This window comes from Sphingomonas sp. Root710 (genome assembly GCF_001429065.1).
GTDB lineage: Bacteria > Pseudomonadota > Alphaproteobacteria > Sphingomonadales > Sphingomonadaceae > Rhizorhabdus.
The window spans coordinates 1,004,684-1,021,532 of the sequence record NZ_LMIB01000012.1; the positions used below are offsets into that span (position 1 = coordinate 1,004,684).

At 60.3% G+C, this 16,849-nt stretch carries 15 protein-coding genes; 6 read left to right on the top strand and 9 right to left on the bottom strand.

Features of this window, described 5'->3' with window-relative positions:
• Positions 1 to 61: 61 nt before the first annotated feature.
• On the top strand, positions 62 to 1,570 hold the full coding sequence (locus tag ASE00_RS14640; RefSeq protein WP_056381439.1) for an aldehyde dehydrogenase: 1,509 nt from the start codon (positions 62 to 64) through the stop codon (positions 1,568 to 1,570).
• Positions 1,571 to 1,579: 9 nt separating this feature from the next.
• Here the strand turns inward: ASE00_RS14640 and ASE00_RS14645 are convergent, their stop codons facing one another.
• The gene (locus ASE00_RS14645) at positions 1,580 to 3,076 is read right to left on the bottom strand and encodes an aldehyde dehydrogenase (protein ID WP_235538682.1); all 1,497 of its coding nucleotides are present in this window, start codon (positions 3,074 to 3,076) and stop codon (positions 1,580 to 1,582) included.
• A gap of 215 nt (positions 3,077 to 3,291) precedes the next feature.
• Between ASE00_RS14645 and ASE00_RS14650 the strand changes: the two genes are divergently transcribed.
• Positions 3,292 to 4,059, top strand: a complete 768-nt coding sequence (locus ASE00_RS14650) for an enoyl-CoA hydratase/isomerase family protein (RefSeq protein ID WP_162256465.1) — start codon at positions 3,292 to 3,294, stop codon at positions 4,057 to 4,059.
• A 3-nt stretch (positions 4,060 to 4,062) separates the two neighbouring features.
• On the opposite strand, the gene ASE00_RS14655 is transcribed toward ASE00_RS14650, so the two are convergent.
• From ASE00_RS14655 to ASE00_RS14665, 3 genes are all read right to left on the bottom strand, one after another.
• The gene (locus tag ASE00_RS14655) at positions 4,063 to 5,412 is read right to left on the bottom strand and encodes an aromatic ring-hydroxylating oxygenase subunit alpha (RefSeq protein ID WP_056381446.1); all 1,350 of its coding nucleotides are present in this window, start codon (positions 5,410 to 5,412) and stop codon (positions 4,063 to 4,065) included.
• A gap of 20 nt (positions 5,413 to 5,432) precedes the next feature.
• Positions 5,433 to 6,692: an FAS1-like dehydratase domain-containing protein gene (locus ASE00_RS14660; protein WP_056381448.1), complete on the bottom strand. Its 1,260-nt coding sequence runs from the start codon at positions 6,690 to 6,692 to the stop codon at positions 5,433 to 5,435.
• 73 nt (positions 6,693 to 6,765) lie between these two features.
• On the bottom strand, positions 6,766 to 7,545 hold the full coding sequence (locus tag ASE00_RS14665) for an enoyl-CoA hydratase/isomerase family protein (protein ID WP_056381450.1): 780 nt from the start codon (positions 7,543 to 7,545) through the stop codon (positions 6,766 to 6,768).
• A gap of 333 nt (positions 7,546 to 7,878) precedes the next feature.
• Here ASE00_RS14665 and ASE00_RS14670 point away from each other — a divergent pair, with 333 nt between their 5' ends.
• From ASE00_RS14670 to ASE00_RS14680, 3 genes are read left to right on the top strand one after another with little or no spacing between them, the layout of a single operon-like run.
• On the top strand, positions 7,879 to 9,930 hold the full coding sequence (locus tag ASE00_RS14670) for a thiamine pyrophosphate-dependent enzyme (RefSeq protein WP_162256466.1): 2,052 nt from the start codon (positions 7,879 to 7,881) through the stop codon (positions 9,928 to 9,930).
• 12 nt (positions 9,931 to 9,942) lie between these two features.
• Positions 9,943 to 10,173 (top strand): biotin/lipoyl-containing protein, encoded by a 231-nt coding sequence (locus ASE00_RS14675; RefSeq protein WP_056381454.1) that lies wholly within the window; start codon positions 9,943 to 9,945, stop codon positions 10,171 to 10,173.
• Between the two features lie 6 nt (positions 10,174 to 10,179).
• On the top strand, positions 10,180 to 10,605 hold the full coding sequence (locus ASE00_RS14680) for a nuclear transport factor 2 family protein (RefSeq protein ID WP_056381456.1): 426 nt from the start codon (positions 10,180 to 10,182) through the stop codon (positions 10,603 to 10,605).
• 16 nt (positions 10,606 to 10,621) lie between these two features.
• Here the strand turns inward: ASE00_RS14680 and ASE00_RS14685 are convergent, their stop codons facing one another.
• From ASE00_RS14685 to ASE00_RS14705, 5 genes are read right to left on the bottom strand one after another with little or no spacing between them, the layout of a single operon-like run.
• Positions 10,622 to 11,035: a nuclear transport factor 2 family protein gene (locus ASE00_RS14685; RefSeq protein WP_056381459.1), complete on the bottom strand. Its 414-nt coding sequence runs from the start codon at positions 11,033 to 11,035 to the stop codon at positions 10,622 to 10,624.
• Positions 11,036 to 11,038: 3 nt separating this feature from the next.
• Positions 11,039 to 11,974 carry an aldo/keto reductase gene (locus tag ASE00_RS14690; protein WP_056381461.1) on the bottom strand — a complete coding sequence of 312 codons (936 nt, stop codon included), beginning with the start codon at positions 11,972 to 11,974 and terminating at the stop codon, positions 11,039 to 11,041.
• A gap of 53 nt (positions 11,975 to 12,027) precedes the next feature.
• Positions 12,028 to 13,530, bottom strand: coding sequence for a class I adenylate-forming enzyme family protein (locus tag ASE00_RS14695; RefSeq protein WP_082594713.1), 1,503 nt, complete (start codon positions 13,528 to 13,530; stop codon positions 12,028 to 12,030).
• A 12-nt stretch (positions 13,531 to 13,542) separates the two neighbouring features.
• Complete coding sequence (locus ASE00_RS14700) at positions 13,543 to 14,814, bottom strand: acyl-CoA dehydrogenase family protein (RefSeq protein ID WP_235538683.1); 1,272 nt, start codon at positions 14,812 to 14,814, stop codon at positions 13,543 to 13,545.
• Entirely contained in the window at positions 14,721 to 15,746 is a 1,026-nt protein-coding gene (locus tag ASE00_RS14705) for an acyl-CoA dehydrogenase family protein (protein ID WP_156405434.1), read from the bottom strand. Before ASE00_RS14705 ends, ASE00_RS14700 begins: the two co-directional genes overlap by 94 nt.
• A 233-nt stretch (positions 15,747 to 15,979) precedes the next feature.
• Here ASE00_RS14705 and ASE00_RS14715 point away from each other — a divergent pair, with 233 nt between their 5' ends.
• Positions 15,980 to 16,825 carry a FadR/GntR family transcriptional regulator gene (locus tag ASE00_RS14715; RefSeq protein WP_082594714.1) on the top strand — a complete coding sequence of 282 codons (846 nt, stop codon included), beginning with the start codon at positions 15,980 to 15,982 and terminating at the stop codon, positions 16,823 to 16,825.
• The last annotated feature ends 24 nt before the right edge of the window (positions 16,826 to 16,849 follow it).

Here is a 16,849-nt window from a genome sequence, read left to right on the forward strand (position 1 = left end):
TCGCATATCCTCCTGTCCTGCGGAGGCGGCAGACCGCCATCCCCTGTCTCGAGAGGACATCATGACGCATTCGACCTCCGCTATCGTCCAGCATCCTGACCGCCTTTTCATCGGCGGAGAATGGGTTACCCCTCATGGAAACGGTCGACTGGACGTTTTCGATTCGAGTACCGAGGAGCTGTTCGTCAGCGTCTGCGAAGCCGACGACACCGATATTGAACGCGCCGTGCATGCTGCGCGCACAGCGTTCGACGACGGGCCATGGCCTATGCTGTCGCATGCCGAGCGCGCACGATATCTGAGCGCCATTGCGGATGAGATCGAGGCGCGCCACGAAGATCTGGCGACGATCTGGACTGCGGAATCGGGGGTCATCCAGTCGATCGCCAATCCTGCGTCGCGCATGCTGGCCGATACCTGGCGCTATCACGCCGAGCTTGCCGCCACATTCCCGTTCGTGGAAAGAGCCCAGCCAGGCCGGGGGTCGGGCAATGTCGGGCTGATCGTCCGCGAGCCTGTGGGTGTCGTCGCCGCAATCGTCCCGTGGAACGCTCCGGCATCGATGGTCACCAACAAATGCGCCCCCGCCCTGCTGGCCGGCTGTACCGTAATCGTCAAGGCGTCGCCCGAGGCGCCGTCGGCATCCTATCTCTTCGCGGAAATCTGCGAGAAGATCGGGTTGCCTCCAGGGGTCGTCAATGTGGTGGCGGCCGACCGGGGAGCGTCCGAGAGCCTGGTCCGCAACCCGGGCGTCGACAAGGTGACCATTACCGGGTCGACAGCCGCGGGCCGCAAGGTGGGCGCCATCTGCGGCGAACGCATCGCCCGTTGCACACTGGAACTGGGTGGCAAGTCGCCCGGTCTCATTCTCGACGACTATGACATCGCGACAGCGGCCACCACCATTGCGCAAAAGGCGACATTCATCACCGGTCAGGTCTGCTCGTCGCTCACCCGGCTGATCGTTACCCGGTCCCGCCATGACGATTTGGTAGAGGCACTGTGCGACGAGTTTTCCCGGGTCACGGTTGGCGATCCTTATACCGAGGGTACGCAAATGGGTCCGCTCGCCTCGTCCGCCCAGCTCCAGCGGGTGCAGGGCTATATCGCCAAAGGCCAGAGCGAAGGCGCCCGCCTGATGTGCGGAGGGGGGCGACCGTCCGGCCTCAACCGCGGCTATTATATCGAGCCGACCGTATTCGGGCAGGTCGATAACGGCTACACGATCGCACGAGACGAGATTTTCGGCCCCGTGTTGAGCGTCATTGCTGCCGACGATGAAAATCACGCGATTAAGATCGCGAACGACACGATCTATGGGTTGAACGCGTCGGTGTTCACCCATGATGTCGACAAAGCTTATGCCATCGCGCGCAAACTGCGGTCCGGCACGGTCGGCCATAACAGCTTCCGTACCGATCTGAGCATCGCGTTCGGGGGTTTCAAGGCTTCCGGCATAGGACGCGAGGGCGGGACCGAGGGGCTGCTGCCCTATCTCGAAACCAAAACGGTTCTTCTTGACGAACTGCCGTCGCACCTTGCCCTGCAGGGAGCAGGGCATGATGCGTAGCGGCACTTCCTACAGTGCGCGCGGCCGGGACGGCAGATAGATCGTCTTGGTCTCGGTATAGGCGGCAAGCCCTTCCGGGCCACCCTCCCGGCCAAGGCCTGATCGCTTGAAACCGCCGAAGGGCATGGTCAGATCCAGCGTGTTATCGCTGAAACCGATATTGCCCGTGCGTATCTGGCGTGCCAGCGCATAACCCTTGTCCACGTCATGCGTGAATAAAGCGCCGTGCAACCCATAATCGGAATCATTGGCGATCGCGATAGCCTCGTCCTCGCTGTCATAGGGGATCATGGTAATGACCGGCCCGAAGATCTCCTCGCGGGCGATCCGCATGTCGTTGGTCGCGTGGGCAAACAGCGTCGGCTCGAAAAAATAGCCGCGATCGATCGAGGCCGGGCGCCCGCCACCGCATACCAGACGGGCACCTTCAGCTTTTCCGATGGCAACATAATCGTTCACACGCTCGAACTGGCGTTTCATCGCCAGCGTGCCGATCTGACTTTCGGTGTCGAACGGGTCGCCGATTTTCACCCGACCGAAGGCCTGAGAAAAAGCGTCCGCGTAGTCGGCCTGCCGACGCCGGGGAACCAGGATGCGCGACAAAGTCACGCACGCCTGTCCGCAATTGCCGATCACCTGCCCCAGCACGCCGGGGACCGCGTCTTCCACCGCTATATCGTCGAGAATGATCCCGGCCGACTTGCCACCCAGTTCGAGCGTCACCCGGGCCAACCGGTCCGCGCAGGCCTTCATGATGTGCGTTCCGGTCGCGGAACTGCCGGTAAATGCAACCTTGTCGATACCCGGGTGGCGGATGAGGTGATCACTGGATTCACGCCCAGCTGCGACGATATTGACCGTTCCCGCCGGTAGTCCGGCCGCTTCGGCGCATTCCCCCAATATATAAGCGTCCAGCGGCGTTTCCGGCGCGGGCTTGACGACAACCGTACATCCCATCGCCAGCGCCGGGGCGAGCTTGATCATGGCAAGGAAGATCGGGGCGTTCCAGGGCACCACGGCGGCCACCACGCCAACCGGCTCCCGCGCGATCGCCGCATAGCCTCCGCCGAATGCGCGTTCGCGCAGTTCGACGAACGCATGGGACTCCGCGAGGTCCGCATAATAGCCCGCCATCATGCCGACGCCCATCGAAACGCGCGATGCGAAGAATTGGGGTGCCCCGGCCTCCAGCGTCCAAAGATAGCTCATAGCTTCCGCTCGCTCGCTCAGCGCCGCTGCGAAGGCGCGCAGCTTGGCGGCCCGCTCATTTGGCGACAAGCGCGGCCATGGACCGGTGTCGAAGGCTCTGCGGGCAGCCGCAACCGCACGGTCGATATCCGCGGGTGCCGCCTCGGGTACCGAGGCGATTTTCAGTTCAGAAACGGGAGAAATGATATCGAGCCGTGCGCTCGTGGCGGGCGCTATCCACTCTCCACCAATAAACAGCCTGTCAGGACAACGCGGCTGATGAAGCGCATCCTTCAATAACGGAACCTGAAATATCACCTATGCCTCCCGTGAACCAGATATATTGAGTATTCTCTATTTAAAAAGGGGGCAAGCCTCGTGCGGTGCAATCTCGTGTGGATATCCACATAAAGCGGGAAATATGGGCCGACCAATTGACATACACTGCAACCGCTCGCAATAGAGGGATCTGTATTGGCTGTAGCGCCATCGCCGTAAAAGAGAGTGACAGGGTGACCCGATCACAGGAAATCTTGAGCTGGATCGATGATGGCATCGGCTGGGTTTCAATAAACCGCCCCGAGGCGGGCAATGCTGCCCGACCGTCTTCCATGAAGGCGCTGTGCGATGCGCTGGATGCCCATATCGAAAGTCGGGACGTCATGGCTATCGTGATCACGGGCGAAGGACGGCACTTTCTGGCAGGGGGCGATTTTGGTTTTTTGGAGGACATCGCATCTGGCCGAAATACCGAAGCGGGCCAGCAGATCTATCAATGGTTCCAGGGTGCTGCCCGGCGTCTTTTCCGATGCGCGAAACCCACTCTTGCCGCGATTGCCGGCGGGGCCATCACGGTCGGCTGCGAACTGACACTGATGTGCGACGTGCGCATTGCCGATCGCACAGCCTTTTTCCACGAAAGCTGGATCGAACTCGGATTGATCCCGCCACTGGGAGGAGCAGTCATGTTGCCCCATATCGTCGGCCTGCCGCTCGCCAAGGAAATGATGCTGGAAAGCAGACGGATCGATGCCGACGAGGCCTTGCGCTATGGCCTCATAAACGAACTGGTCGACGATCCTCAGATCATGCGAGCGAGAGCGCAGGAGCGAGCGAAAGCCATGGCAGCCCGGCCTGCCGCGACATTCGCGCGGGCCAAGGAACTAATCCATCGCGGCCTTGAATCGTCGATGGACGACGAATGGGCAGCCGGTGTCGCGGCTCAAACCGATCTGCTCGGTTCCGATATGTTCCGCGAAGCCCTTACTACCAAGAAGCGGTCGCTGGACAAACGCCGCTGAAGGCTATGTGTCCGCGCCCTCGCCGCGTGGCCAGAGCAGATATTCATAATAGGTCTTCTCGAAACTCTGCACCGTCACTTCCTGGTGCGGATTGGGCCGCACGCCGCGGAATCCGCGCGACTTCACGCCATCCTGAACAGCCTTGATGTTGTCAAAATCCTGTTCGAGAAAGAAGCACTGACCCGCAAAGCTTTCCATATCCGGGAAATATTCATGAATGAAGCTCGACGGAGCGTCCGGCGCGCTGCGCTCCAGCCACCAGACGTCGAAAATGGCTGAGGACGGATCATCCCCATTGGGTCGCGCACGATAGGCCTGCAAACCGTCAACCGTCGGCAGAATGACCATGTTCGGAAAGATGTTCCACGCCGTGCCCGCACGCGCGATGTCCTGCGGGGTAAGCGCGGCGGGATAGCGCGCACCGTCTGCCGCCATCGCGTCGGCATGGAAGCGCATATAGGCCGCGTTGACCTCGTCAAACGTGGCGGTTTCCGGCAATTCGGCCATCAGGCGTTCGGCGGCGGCCATCGCGTGTCTGCCTTGCAGCGCACCCAGCGTCCGGTGCATTTCCTCGACGTAGGTGTAGCGCGCCTGCCGATAGTCGATCGTGAGGCCAGGCTCCGCATCCTTTGGTCGCACAAAGGGGTAGAAGAAATAGGAGTGCCGCCCAAACGCCTGTGATCCGGGCGTGCGAACCCCGAATTTAAGGGATTGCGGATGCGTCATGGCGACATGGTAGCTCTCGATAAAGGCTTCGAGGACGACCTTCCAGTTACACGCCACCACCAGCGTCTTGTGCCAGGCAATGCGCGTGTTCCTGTAATCGAAATGCGCAAATACATCCGGCAACGGATCGAGATAGCTCTCGAGCGGCTCCGCGTCAGAATCCAGCGTGACGAAGACCCATCCGTCCCATGTATCGACACGCACCTGACCCAGATCCACATCCGCAGCGCACAATCCCCCGGTCTGATTCCAGTTTTCCCGATCGAGAACGAACTGATTCTCGCCCCGCGCATTCCAGCGCCAGCCATGAAACCTGCAGGCGATATTGTCTCCGATATTGCCGTTTCCATCCTTCAGGCGGCGGCCCCGGTGCGGACAGACGTTGTAAAAAGCCCGCAGCACACCGTCTGACGCACGCACGATGAGAATGGAATCATCGGCGATGTCGAAGACCACCGACTGTCCTGCTTCGGCCACCTCTTCTTCACGACAGGCCATAAGCCAGCTGTGCGGCCACAGCATCGCCTTTTCCCGCGCAACAAAAGCGGGGTCATGATACGCCTGCGCCGGCACGAAATCGGGCCGGATTTGTGCATAGAGGCGGGCAATATCCTCTTCGATACTCATCGGTTCGTCTCGCTTTTCCTCTAAAGGCCCGGCGTTGTCGGCTTGTCCGATCTATAGCGCGGCATCGGTGGTGCTTCTGGCAGGCGCACGGGGCCATGCGCGCGCGACGGCACGAGGATCGTCGCACTGCCGCGCAGATTTTCTTCGCCTCGCTGGTTGACGGACACCACTTCCAGTTCGATCACAGGCCCCAGTTTCTCGTCCACCTCGGCGCGAACGATCCGACCGCTCAGCCAACTGGTGTCCCCAACATAGTTGAATGACCGCAGTTCGTAACGGATACGATGGATGAAAGCGTCGTCACCCGCATAATTGGTAAGGTAATGGCACATCATGACGAAGCGCATCGGCCCTATGTCATAAATGCCCTTGACGCCGACACTGGCCGCCAGTTCCGGGTCCCAGTGAACCCGCTGGATCGTGTCCCAGGCGCCGAACTCGTTGCGCGAATAAAATCCCCGCAAACGCTTTCGATTTTCGAACGCGAGACGATAGGGCGGATTGGTATAGGTAATCCAACCAGCGCCCATATGCATGTTGATCATATCCGTAACGGTCAAAGGTCCCTTGACCATCAACGGGGTGGCATCGCCCACCACCACATCCTCCATGTACAGAGCTTCAGATCCGCGCAGGAACTGGTTGTCGTAGGCCTGCTCGATCTCTTGCAGCTGTTCATCCGAATAATGTGTGGGTGTATGCGGTTGGCGGCTGCTGCGTGCCGCGTCGCTGCTCACCGGACGACGCTCAGCATGGACAAACCAGCGATTGCTTGCAATGCATACACGTTCTTCTCTGTCCCAATAGGCGTTGTCATTGGTGGTGATCACCGTGCGGTTGGCGAATTTGCTCTTTTTTTCGACCGCGTCGGCAAGCCATTCGGACTTGTAGAGTTCAGTCCCCTCAGTGAGGGGCCGGTAATAGAAATATTCGGCACCGGAGTGAAACAGCTGGACGCCCCGCAGCGCTTTTCGCGTGGCGGCGTGCAGTTCCGGCGACACTTCGGGCGACCGGTTCCAGCCCATGGACCATTCGAAACCGGGGGGAGCGATCGTCCCGCCCCAGCGTGACGCGCGCGCGCGCTCCGGATCGACGAACAAGGGATTGTCATCGCCGATCGAAATAGCCCAGCGCCGTACCGCCAAGGACGTGACAGCCGGATTCCAGGGCTCAGCGCTCAGACCCGCTCTCAACGTAGGGTTCGGCGTGCCGATGCGCAGTTGCAGCAGCGCGAGATCATCATCGGATATGATCCCCCTCAGCAGCGATTCTTCACTCATGATGTCTCCCTCGGGACGGCTGCCATTCCAGCGCCGTTCTTAAATAGATTAACCTCTTTCCTGACATCCCGTCTTACCCGTCCGTCCATTGCGGCGGGCGCTTTTCCAGAAAGGCGGCGGGCCCTTCTTTCGCATCGGGATGATCGCGATAACGGATCAGTTGTTCGAAGGACCGATTGAGGGCGACGTCCAAGGGGTAGTGGAACGACTCCCAGATAGCCTTGAGTGATGCCTGGATTGCAGCCGGAGACCCCGCACAAACGAGTTCTGCCAGCTCCATGGCCCGCTCCATCAGCCGGTCGTCCGCCACGACTTCCGAGATCATGTTCGAGGCCAGCGCCTGCGCGGCAGACAGGCGTTCAGCCTTGCCGAGGATCACCATCCGCAACACAGTGGTCAACGACGTGCGTTGCAGAAGGCCGATCGGTTCCAGCGCGCTTACCTGACCGACATTGACATGCGTATCCGTAAAAACCGCGGAATCGCTCGCGATCACGATGTCGCTGTCCGAAACGAAATGCAGGCCGGCGCCGGCACACATGCCGTTTACCGCGCAGATGACAGGCTTGTATAATTTGGCCTGTCGCGCTGTGAACGAGGGCGGATGAACGAGTTGCTGATCCATGGGAAGCGCCGCCTGTGCGCCGAGATGGCCAACGTCCGCACCGGAGCAAAAGGCTCTTCCCGAACCAGTGATAACGAGCGCGCGAATGCGTCCGTCCTCCCGGACCTCCTCAAAGAGCTGTTGCAGCCTCGTTTGCATAGCGCGGTTGAGTGCGTTGAGTTTGTCGGGTCGGTTGAGCGTGATGACAAGGACCTGTCCACGCCGCTCCGCCTTTACCAGATCATCCATATTCCCTGTCCTGCTTGTTGGACTGCCGCCGCTTCGTTCCGGATCCCATTTCGCAATCCTGTCAATTAGAAATACCTCTTTTTAAGATGGGCGGCTTTTGCGCCTGTTCCGTGCCGGTGCCCAGGGCTACGCAAAAATTGGGCTTGGTCAAATGCGCTTACTCGTTGAGCCTTGATCAAATACAGTTTACTCTATAATGGCAAACGGAAAGACGCAACCATTGCCGACAGCAAGCAGCAATCTGCTCCAAAAGCAGCGGGGGAGCAGTGGAAAGGGCCGAAGGGTTGTCGGCAAGCACACCATTAGAGTAAGATGAATGAGGATGGGTGGAGGATGACAAGCAGCGGCGAACCGTCGACTAGGACCAACGTGGCAGTCCCGGCGGAGACACTCCTCCAGATCTACACGCAGATCGCCCGGATCCATGAGGTGGACGAGGCGATCCGTAAGGGTCTTTCCAGCGGCAAATTCCGCTTCACCTATTGGCCGATGACAGGTCAGGAAGCGATTCCGGCGGCCTTGGCGCCGCTACTTTCCCATGACGACTATATGGTCACCACCTATCGCGGCATTCACGATCTGGTAGCCAAAGGCGTGCCGCTGCGTGGATTGTTCGCGGAGATGCTGGGCCGCGCCGATGGCGTCAACAAGGGCAAGGGGGGATCGCCCCACGTCTCGCATCCCGAGGTTGGTGCGATGCTGACGACCGCCATCGTCGGCGGCGGCGCCCCTATTGCAAACGGCCTGGCCCTTGCTTCCAAAATGCGGGGAGAAGGCCGGGTAACGATCGTCAATTTCGGCGACGGCGCTACCAGTATTGGCTCTGTTCATGAGGCGATGAACTTGGCAGGCGCATGGGGGCTGCCGATCATCTTCCTGTGCCAGAATAACCAGATCGGCGAATATACGCTGATTCCTGATTACACGGCGGGCATGGATTTTGCCTCTCGCGCCGACGCTCTGGGCTTCCGCGGAGCGAAGCTCGACGGCAACGACCCGGAGAGCTTTCATGCGGCGATGGCGGATATCGTCCGTTCTGTCCGTAACGGCGGAGGACCGGTGTTCGTCGAGGCAGTTACGCTGCGTCTTGGCAGCCATGCGGGTGTTGCGGACAGCACGCACCTGACGCCCGAGCAGCGCGAGGCGGGAATGCGCGACTGGCCGGTGCGGAAAATGCCGGCACGGCTGCTTGAACTGGGCGTAGCGAGCGCGCAGGATCTGGCGGATATTGTCGACGCGGCCAAGGAAGAAGTCGCCGACGCCGTCGCCTTCGCTCTGGCAAGCGTGGTCACGCCGGCATCCGATGTTTCCATCGATGTCTTTGCCCAGGCCGATTTCGTGCCGCACCGGGGACATTATCCTGTCCGCGCCGATACGGCTTCACCCGCCGGGGGCGAAGCAAAGGTGATGAATATGGCGGAAGCCGTGCGCCATGCGCACGAAATAGCTCTGGAAATGGACCCGACAGTCTTTGCGCTGGGCGAGGACATCGGCGATCCGGTCGGCGGGGTGTTCAAGACTACCCTGGGACTGGGCACCCGCTTTGGCAAAGAGCGCATACGGGATACGCCCATCGCCGAGCAGGCCATCATAGGCGCGGGCATGGGAGCGGCGCTGGCGGGCATGCGGCCCGTTGCGGAAATCATGTTCAACGATTTCGTCGGTGTCTGCCTCGATCAGCTCGCCAATCATGCGGGTAAGCAGCGCTTCATGTCGGGCGGAGCCACGTCGGTTCCCCTGACTGTGCGCACGATTATGGCGGGCGGGGTCGGCGGCCTGGGCGCCCAGCATTCGCAGTCGCTCGAAGCCTGGCTGCTGCATTCGCCGGGTCTCAAAGTGGCATATCCTTCCACCCCGAAGGACGCGAAAGGGCTTCTGCTCAGTTGCATCTTTGATGACGATCCGTGCGTTCACATCGAATCGATGGCCGTGCTGCACGGTATCAAGGAAGAGGTTCCGCTCGGTGATTATCGCATTCCGCTGGGCGTTGCGAAGGTACGGCGCGAAGGGGCCGATATCAGCATCATCACCTATGGACTATTCGTCCACCGCTGCGTCGCGCTTGCCGATAAGCTGGCGGAAGAAGGCATCAGCGTCGAGGTGATCGACCTGCGCACTTTGATGCCGATCGACTATGATCGCATCATCGGTTCCGTGCAGAAAACCGGGCGGGGACTTGTCGTCCATCTCGCCACGGAATTTTGCGGGCTGGGAGCCGAGATTGCCGCGACCCTCAACGAAGAGCTTTTCGGCAAACTGAAAGCGCCGGTGTCCCGGTTGGGCGCGGACTACGCCCCCATCGCATATTCCAGCGCGATCGAAAGCGCACAGATTCCGGGCGAGGCATCGATCACCCAACGCATCAAGCAACTCATGAACTTCTAAAGAGGGATTTTTATGGCCACCGAACTCACCATGCCCCAGCTCAGCATGTCGATGACCGAAGGCGATCTGGTCGAATGGCTGGTGCCCGACGGATCGACCGTCAACGAAGGCGATCCCGTCTACGCCGTTGAGTCCGAGAAATCGACACAGGAAGTAACCGCCCCCGTGACCGGTGTCCTGCGGCAAGCCGCCGCGCCCGGCGAGACCTATGCCGTGGGCACCCTGCTCGGCGAAATCGTCTGACCGGCAATGGTCGCCCCCCTGTCGACCGCCGAAGCCAACCGGCAAACCGCGCTCCGTTTCATCGAATCCCTGCGTTTCGGCAAGCTGGCAACGGACCTGCTTGCCGAGGACTTCAAGGGATGGTCCGGCCTTTCGGGGGAAATTCCGGGAAAGGTGCTGGTCGAACGAGCCTCGATCGTCGGCAGCAAGATGATGCCGGGCGGTATCAGCTACGTCATCCACGATACCATCGCCGAAGGTGACCGCGTGGCGGTGCGCGCCTCAGCGAGCGCCACCACGTTCGAGGGCGTTCCTTATGCCAACGATCTGCATTATTTTTTCCGCTTCTCGCCCGAAGGAAAGCTTCAGTATATGGCGGAATATATGAATACGCAGAAGACGCTGGAGGTGATCCGCCCCGCGTTCGAGGCGCTGGCGCGCCTCAAGTCATGACATTACCTGACGTCCCTCACACGTCGCCGGGGCGTCCCTTGTAGAAGGTAAAGTCGCGCTCCAGAAAATACCACTGGCCGCCCACCTTCCGTAGCTTATCCTTATATTCGCCGCAAAAGCCGGGGGTCTCGTCGCGGTACCAAGGCGTATACATGATCGAGAAGCAGGTGGCATCACACCCGTCGATCTCAATGATGTGTCCTGTTATCAGAGGAATGTTCTTGCCCGGCTTTATAACGCCTTCCAGAAAATCCTGAATATTCGCACGACCACTATAGTCGAGCGCACCCGCAGCGAAACGGCCATCCTCGGCATAAAGCGCGCCCACTCCCCGCCCGTTGCCGCGGGCGACCTCCCGCGCATAGCGGGCGGTGAGTTCCTTGATCGCCTCGCGATCGATCAGGGTTTGGAGGTCCAGATCGGCCTTCATCGCTCACTCCTTCAACAGGGTATCAATGACCGCCAGATCTTCCTGGCTCAGCTTCCACGACACAGCCGCCGCATTTTGCTCTACCTGCTCGGGCCGCGTCGCCCCGGCGATGATGCTGGGAACCAGTGGGTTGCTTGCGAGCCAGCTCATCGCCAGCTCCAGGAGGCTGTGCCCGCGCTCCACCGCGAAGGCCTCCAGTTTCTGGACGAGAGAAAGATTTTGCTCGGTCAGGAAACGGTTGCCCAGATTGAGAAAATTCTCGCTGAGCCTCCCACCCGTTCCGCCTGCACCATATTTGCCGGTGAGCAAGCCCGACGCGAGAGGGTAATAGGGTATGAAGCCCATCGCGCAGTTCCGGAGCGCGGGGAGCAGGTCTGCCTCAACCGTGCGCGCGAGCAGGCTGTACTCGCTCTGGGCGGCCAGAAAGGAAACGCTGTGGATTTCCTTTGCAACCCAGTGCGCCTCGACCATACGCCAGGTCGCCATGTTGGAGCAGGCAATGTACCGGACTTTACCAGATGTCACGAGGTCATCGAGCGTGCGCAGCGTCTCTTCCAGCGGTGTCACCGGATCGGGCCAATGCACGTAATAAAGGTCTATCCAATCCGTCTGAAGTCTTCTGAGACTTGCCTCTACCGCACGTAGGATGAAACTGCGCGAGTTGTCGGGCCGCGGCGCGCCGTGCGCCGGGATGCCAAATTTCGTTGCTAGAATGACATCCTGCCGCCGGTCCCTCAGAAACTCCCCCAGCAGTTCTTCCGACGCACCGAAGGGATCGCCATAACGGTCGGCGGTGTCAAAGAAAGTGATGCCCTGATCGAGCGCGCACTGCACGACTGCGCGTGACGCTTCTTTGTCGATCTTCCAGCCAAAATTGTTGCAGCCCAGGCCGACAAGCGAAACCCGCAAACCTGACTGTCCTACGTAACGAGATTCCATCGGCCCTCTTTCCGGTTCGTCGGATGGCCCATCCGAAGCCCATCCAAAGCATTTCAGGCAGGTGTTTTCGTGAACATCGTCCGCACACCCTGTTGGCTCACTTTGAGCGACGGCGTGCGCGGAAGAGCATCGACCAATCGTATATCGACAGGAATCTCGTAGGGTTTGAGTCGAACGCGCAGCTGATCCTTCAACGCGTCCAGATCGACCCCCTGCCCCGGACGAGCGGTGATCGCAGCTACGGGAACCTGTCCCAGCCTCTCGTCAGGGATGCCGACCACGCAGGCCTCGTTGACATCGTCCGACTGCAATATGGCCTTTTCGACACCGTCCGGCATGATTTTGAAACCACCCCGGATGATGACATTGTCGGCCCGTCCCTTGATATACAGGAAGCCATCCTCGTCGATCCACGCGAGATCGGACGTACGGACCCAATCCGGATTGTCCTGAATCTGCTGGGAGCGGACCTCCAGCAGCCCGGTCTCGCCGCTGGGAAGCGGTTCAAAACTCTCGCGGTCCACGACGCGCAGCTCCACGCCGGCATTGGCGCGCCCGACGCTGGCCCGCTTGGTTGCAGCATAGCGGCGATGATCGCGAATGGTCCAGCCGGCCACACCACCGACAAACTCTGTGGCGCCATAGCCCTCGAGCACCGGCACGTCATAACGCCGCTCGAATTCGAGCGCGAGGGCGTGGTCGAGCGGCGCGGCACCGGAGCGCAACGCCAGCAGGCTGGAAAAATCTTCCTTGGGATAATTCCGGCTGAGCACCATGTGCAGAGCGCTGGGCGGCAGGTTGGCGAATTTGGGACGATGCTTCAGAATGAGTTCGTGCCAGCGGTCCACTTGAAACCGGTCCATCAATACGAACGCCCGCGCGTTATAGAGCGAATAGAGCGCGCCAAAAAGACCACCAATGTGCACGAGCGGCATCCACTGAATGCCGACGCTCCGCTTGAGCGCCAGTTCATCAGACGCGCCCGCCTCATATTTGGAGCCGGTCTCTAGCGAGCGCGAAAGAGAACTATACAGAAGCTGCACGCGCTTGGGCGTTCCCGTGGTGCCGCTGGTCAACATCTCGATCGCTACGCCGGGCCGCGTCGATGCACGGGCACCTTCCGTAGCGGTCAGGCCCGGCATTGCTTCGATATCCAGTCCCTCCCTTTCCGCTATCGTTATCCCCATGGCACCCAGCGAACGCACGCTGTCCACGATGCCGGGCCGCTCCCAATCTTCCGGATCGGCGATGCAGCCCGCGACCGCCAACCCTCGAATATCGTCAGCCAAAGGACCATCTGGCAGCAGTGGGTTCACTGTCACGAGACAGCGTTTCGACATCAATAGAGAGACGACCGCCGCCAGATGCGCGGGCCGATTGCGCAGCAGCACGGCGACCTTGGCGCCCTCCCCAATACCGGCGTCCGCCAGCAGTCGATCGAGCTTGCCCGCCGCAACGGCAAGCTCGCCCCAACTGTACCAGCGATTATCGCGCGCTACCGCCCGGGCTGCCGGATCGAGCGCGAAGACCTGCTGCAATCTCTTGGTAACGTCCATCTCTAATTCCCGCTAGCGTGACCGTGGCAGCCCCAGCAGACGATCGGCAATGATCTCCCGCTGAATTTCGGAGCTGCCGCCCGATATCGTCAGGACCCACGCCCACATGAACTCGTAGGTCCAGTGGTTGGAATGACGATCTGAACCGTAACGAAGGAATTCATGCCCCAGCATATCGCGCACAATCTCGGCAAGACGCTGGCAGGTCTCCGTTGCGTAAAGCTTCAGCAGCGAGCCCTCGGCACCTGGCGATCCTCCCTCCGCGATGCGCGAGATGTTGGCGATGGTCATCGCGCGCACCGCAAATGCATCGGCCTTTACCGCGGCCAGTCGGCGCATCAGCCCGGCATCGTCGCGTGCGGCGCTCCCGTCTTCGAGTTTGACGCGGTCCGCCAGCCTGAAAGCGTCGTCAACGCGTTGAAGAAGCTCGACCTGATCGGTCAGAAAGGACAGGGAACGCTCGATCGATAGTGTGGACATCGCCACCGACCAGCCCTCCCCGACACCGCCCACCACATTGGCCAACGGTATGCGCACATTGTCGTAGAACACCATGTTGACGTGCAATTCGCCCATCATGTTGGTCACGGGCACAACCTCGATACCGGGCGCCTTCATGTCGCAAATGACCCAGCTCAGCCCATGATGGCGTTTCGAGCCCGGCTCGGTGCGGATCAATAGTTCCTGATAGTCGGCAAGATGCCCATAGGATGTCCACATCTTCTGGCCGTTGACGATAATCTCATCGCCCGAGATCTCGCCGCTGGTCTTGAGCGCCGCCAGATCCGAGCCGGCTCCGGGTTCCGAGAAGCCCTGACACCAGATCGACTCTCCGCACAGCATACGGGGCAAGTGGAATGCCTTTTGCGCCTCCGTTCCCCGCGCGATCAGCGTAGGACCCGCATGGTTGATGGTGATGGCAAGCGCATTTAGGCTAGGAGCGTGTACGCGCGCGACTTCCTCGAACCAGATCAGCTGTTCGATCAGCGAATATCCGGCCCCGCCATATTCCTTCGGCCAGTTGAGTCCGGCATAGCCGCCTTCAAACAATTTACGCTGCCAGGCGCGATCGAACGCACCCGCGCGTTGCGGCTCGGTCGGGCGAGGCTCGCGCGGGCGGTTTTCCGCGAGCCAGGCGCGGGCGCGCTCGCGAAAGGCTTTTTCGTCGTCGGTGTAGTTTAAATCCATGGTCAGAGCGCGCCCGCAAGGGTCGGCAGCGACGCGGCCGAAGTGGGGGAGGCGGCCSCCAGCCGGTCGAGGCAAGATCGCATGGGCGCGACCCATTGCGCCATCATCTGCGCCCGCTTCATCAATAGATGCGCGTCATGCTCATCAGTAACAGCGATGCCGCCATGGAGCTGGATCATGCGGTCCGCGTTACCCAGCGCGGCCTTATGCGCCACCACGCTGGTGCCGTCCACCAACTCGGCGGCATCGACAAGGCCATCGCGCACGGCAATGGCCGCATAATAAAGCTGCGTCTTTGCGGCCTCGGCCCGGACGAGCATGTCCGCGCAGGGGTGGCGCACCGCCTGGTAGGCGCCGATGGGCCGTCCGAAAGTCTCACGGATCTTTGCATATTCCACGGTCATGGCCAGAGCGGCTTCCGCAAGACCGGTCTGCATGGCGGCTACGCCGAGTTGGGCGCGCAGATACGCGCCCTCGCCTTCCACCCTCGCTATGGGCTGCATGTCCTTCAGCATAAGGGCCGCCATCGCCGTCGTCTTGTCGAGACAAGGCAGGTCTTCGCGACGGACATCGTCCAGCGCATAGAGTGCCATGCATTGGGGTGAAGGGACGACTGCGAATTTCGCGCTCCTCAACCCATAATAGACATGGCTGGCGTTATCCCGTCCGTGCCAGGGCATGGCGAGGCCCGCCATCGTGTCACCGGAGAGGAAACGGTCGCCCAACGCGCGACAATCGGCCGCCATCGCCACTTCTGCCGCCATTGCCGTGGGTAGGATGTGCGTGGGACCAAGAGCACGACCAACCTCGCGGAAAATGATGACTTCGTCCACCAATGACATGCCAAAGCCGCCCAGATCTTCGGCAAGAGCGATGCCATACCATCCCATTTCACCGACAAGGCGCAGCACATCACTACTGATAGTGGGATCTTCCCTATGCCACATCGCCACCGGAAGATGCTGCGCGAGAAAGCGAGCCGCTGAATCGGCTATTTGCGTTTCATCCGCACCCATTGTCAGTTTCAAGAAAGCTCTCCAAGCTCAACCTCTAGCGACCTTATAGAGATTACTCAATAGGTGCAAGATCGTTTCCGTTTCAGGCCGTCGGCGGTAGATCAGATTTTTTTGACCAGACTGCTTCAGGCGTCTCCTCATCTGCAATCCTTCGAATTCTGATGGGAGGAGCCATTGATGTTGCAGTCCCCGATGCTCTATGTCACTGGTCATTGATTAATCTCTATTGAGCAGCGAACATGTGAATGCCTACGAAGCCGATCGCAAAGGAAAGTGACATAAGCGTGCAGCCTGCCGTCCGGCGCGCTGTCGCTATGCTACGGCAGGATTGTCTGTCCGTGGAACCGGGAGAAATGATCGGGCCAGAGGACGAATTGCTTAGCCGGTATGGTGTGAGTCGTCCCACTCTGCGGCAGGCGGCCGCGCTGGTCGGGCAGGAACAATTGGTCTCCGCTCGACGCGGTGTCGGCGGTGGCTATTTCGCTCACCGGCCTGAAGTGTCCAGCGTCACCCATATGGCGGCGATCCTGCTGCAGGTGAAAGGCGCGCGGCTCGAGGAAATATTGCAGTCGACCGAGACCATCAGACTGGCGCTGATACCCTTGGCGGCCGCCAATCTGTCGGAAGATCAGCGAATTGAACTGATCGAATTCCTGGAGGCCGACCGCGCGCTCGACCCCGAAGACTATGATTTTGTTTCCTTCCTCCGCGCCGAACGTCGGCACAACAGCATCATCGGGCGGGCATCAGGAAACCGCGTGCTGCATCTCTACATGCAAATTTCCCTCGAACTGGCCTCATCGCTTTCCAAGGAAGACGATATCCTGTTCGGGAAGCGGGGCCGTTATCTCGAATGGCGTGAACAGCGCAATGCGATGTTGGAAGCTGTCACACGAAGGGATCCTGAAATCGCGTTGATCGAGGCTCGCCGTTGCAGCGAAAAAGTTCGCCAATGGCTGGCCGAGGACCAAAAACGGACTCCCCCTGGAAATACCAGGAATCGGACCGAAGGTGCGGCGGCTGATATGAAAATGGCATCGGCATGGCTCGATCCGTCGCCGCTCCCTCTGCCCAGTGACCTGAAAATCTGAAGTCTCCTGGTCGGCAGAGGCGCA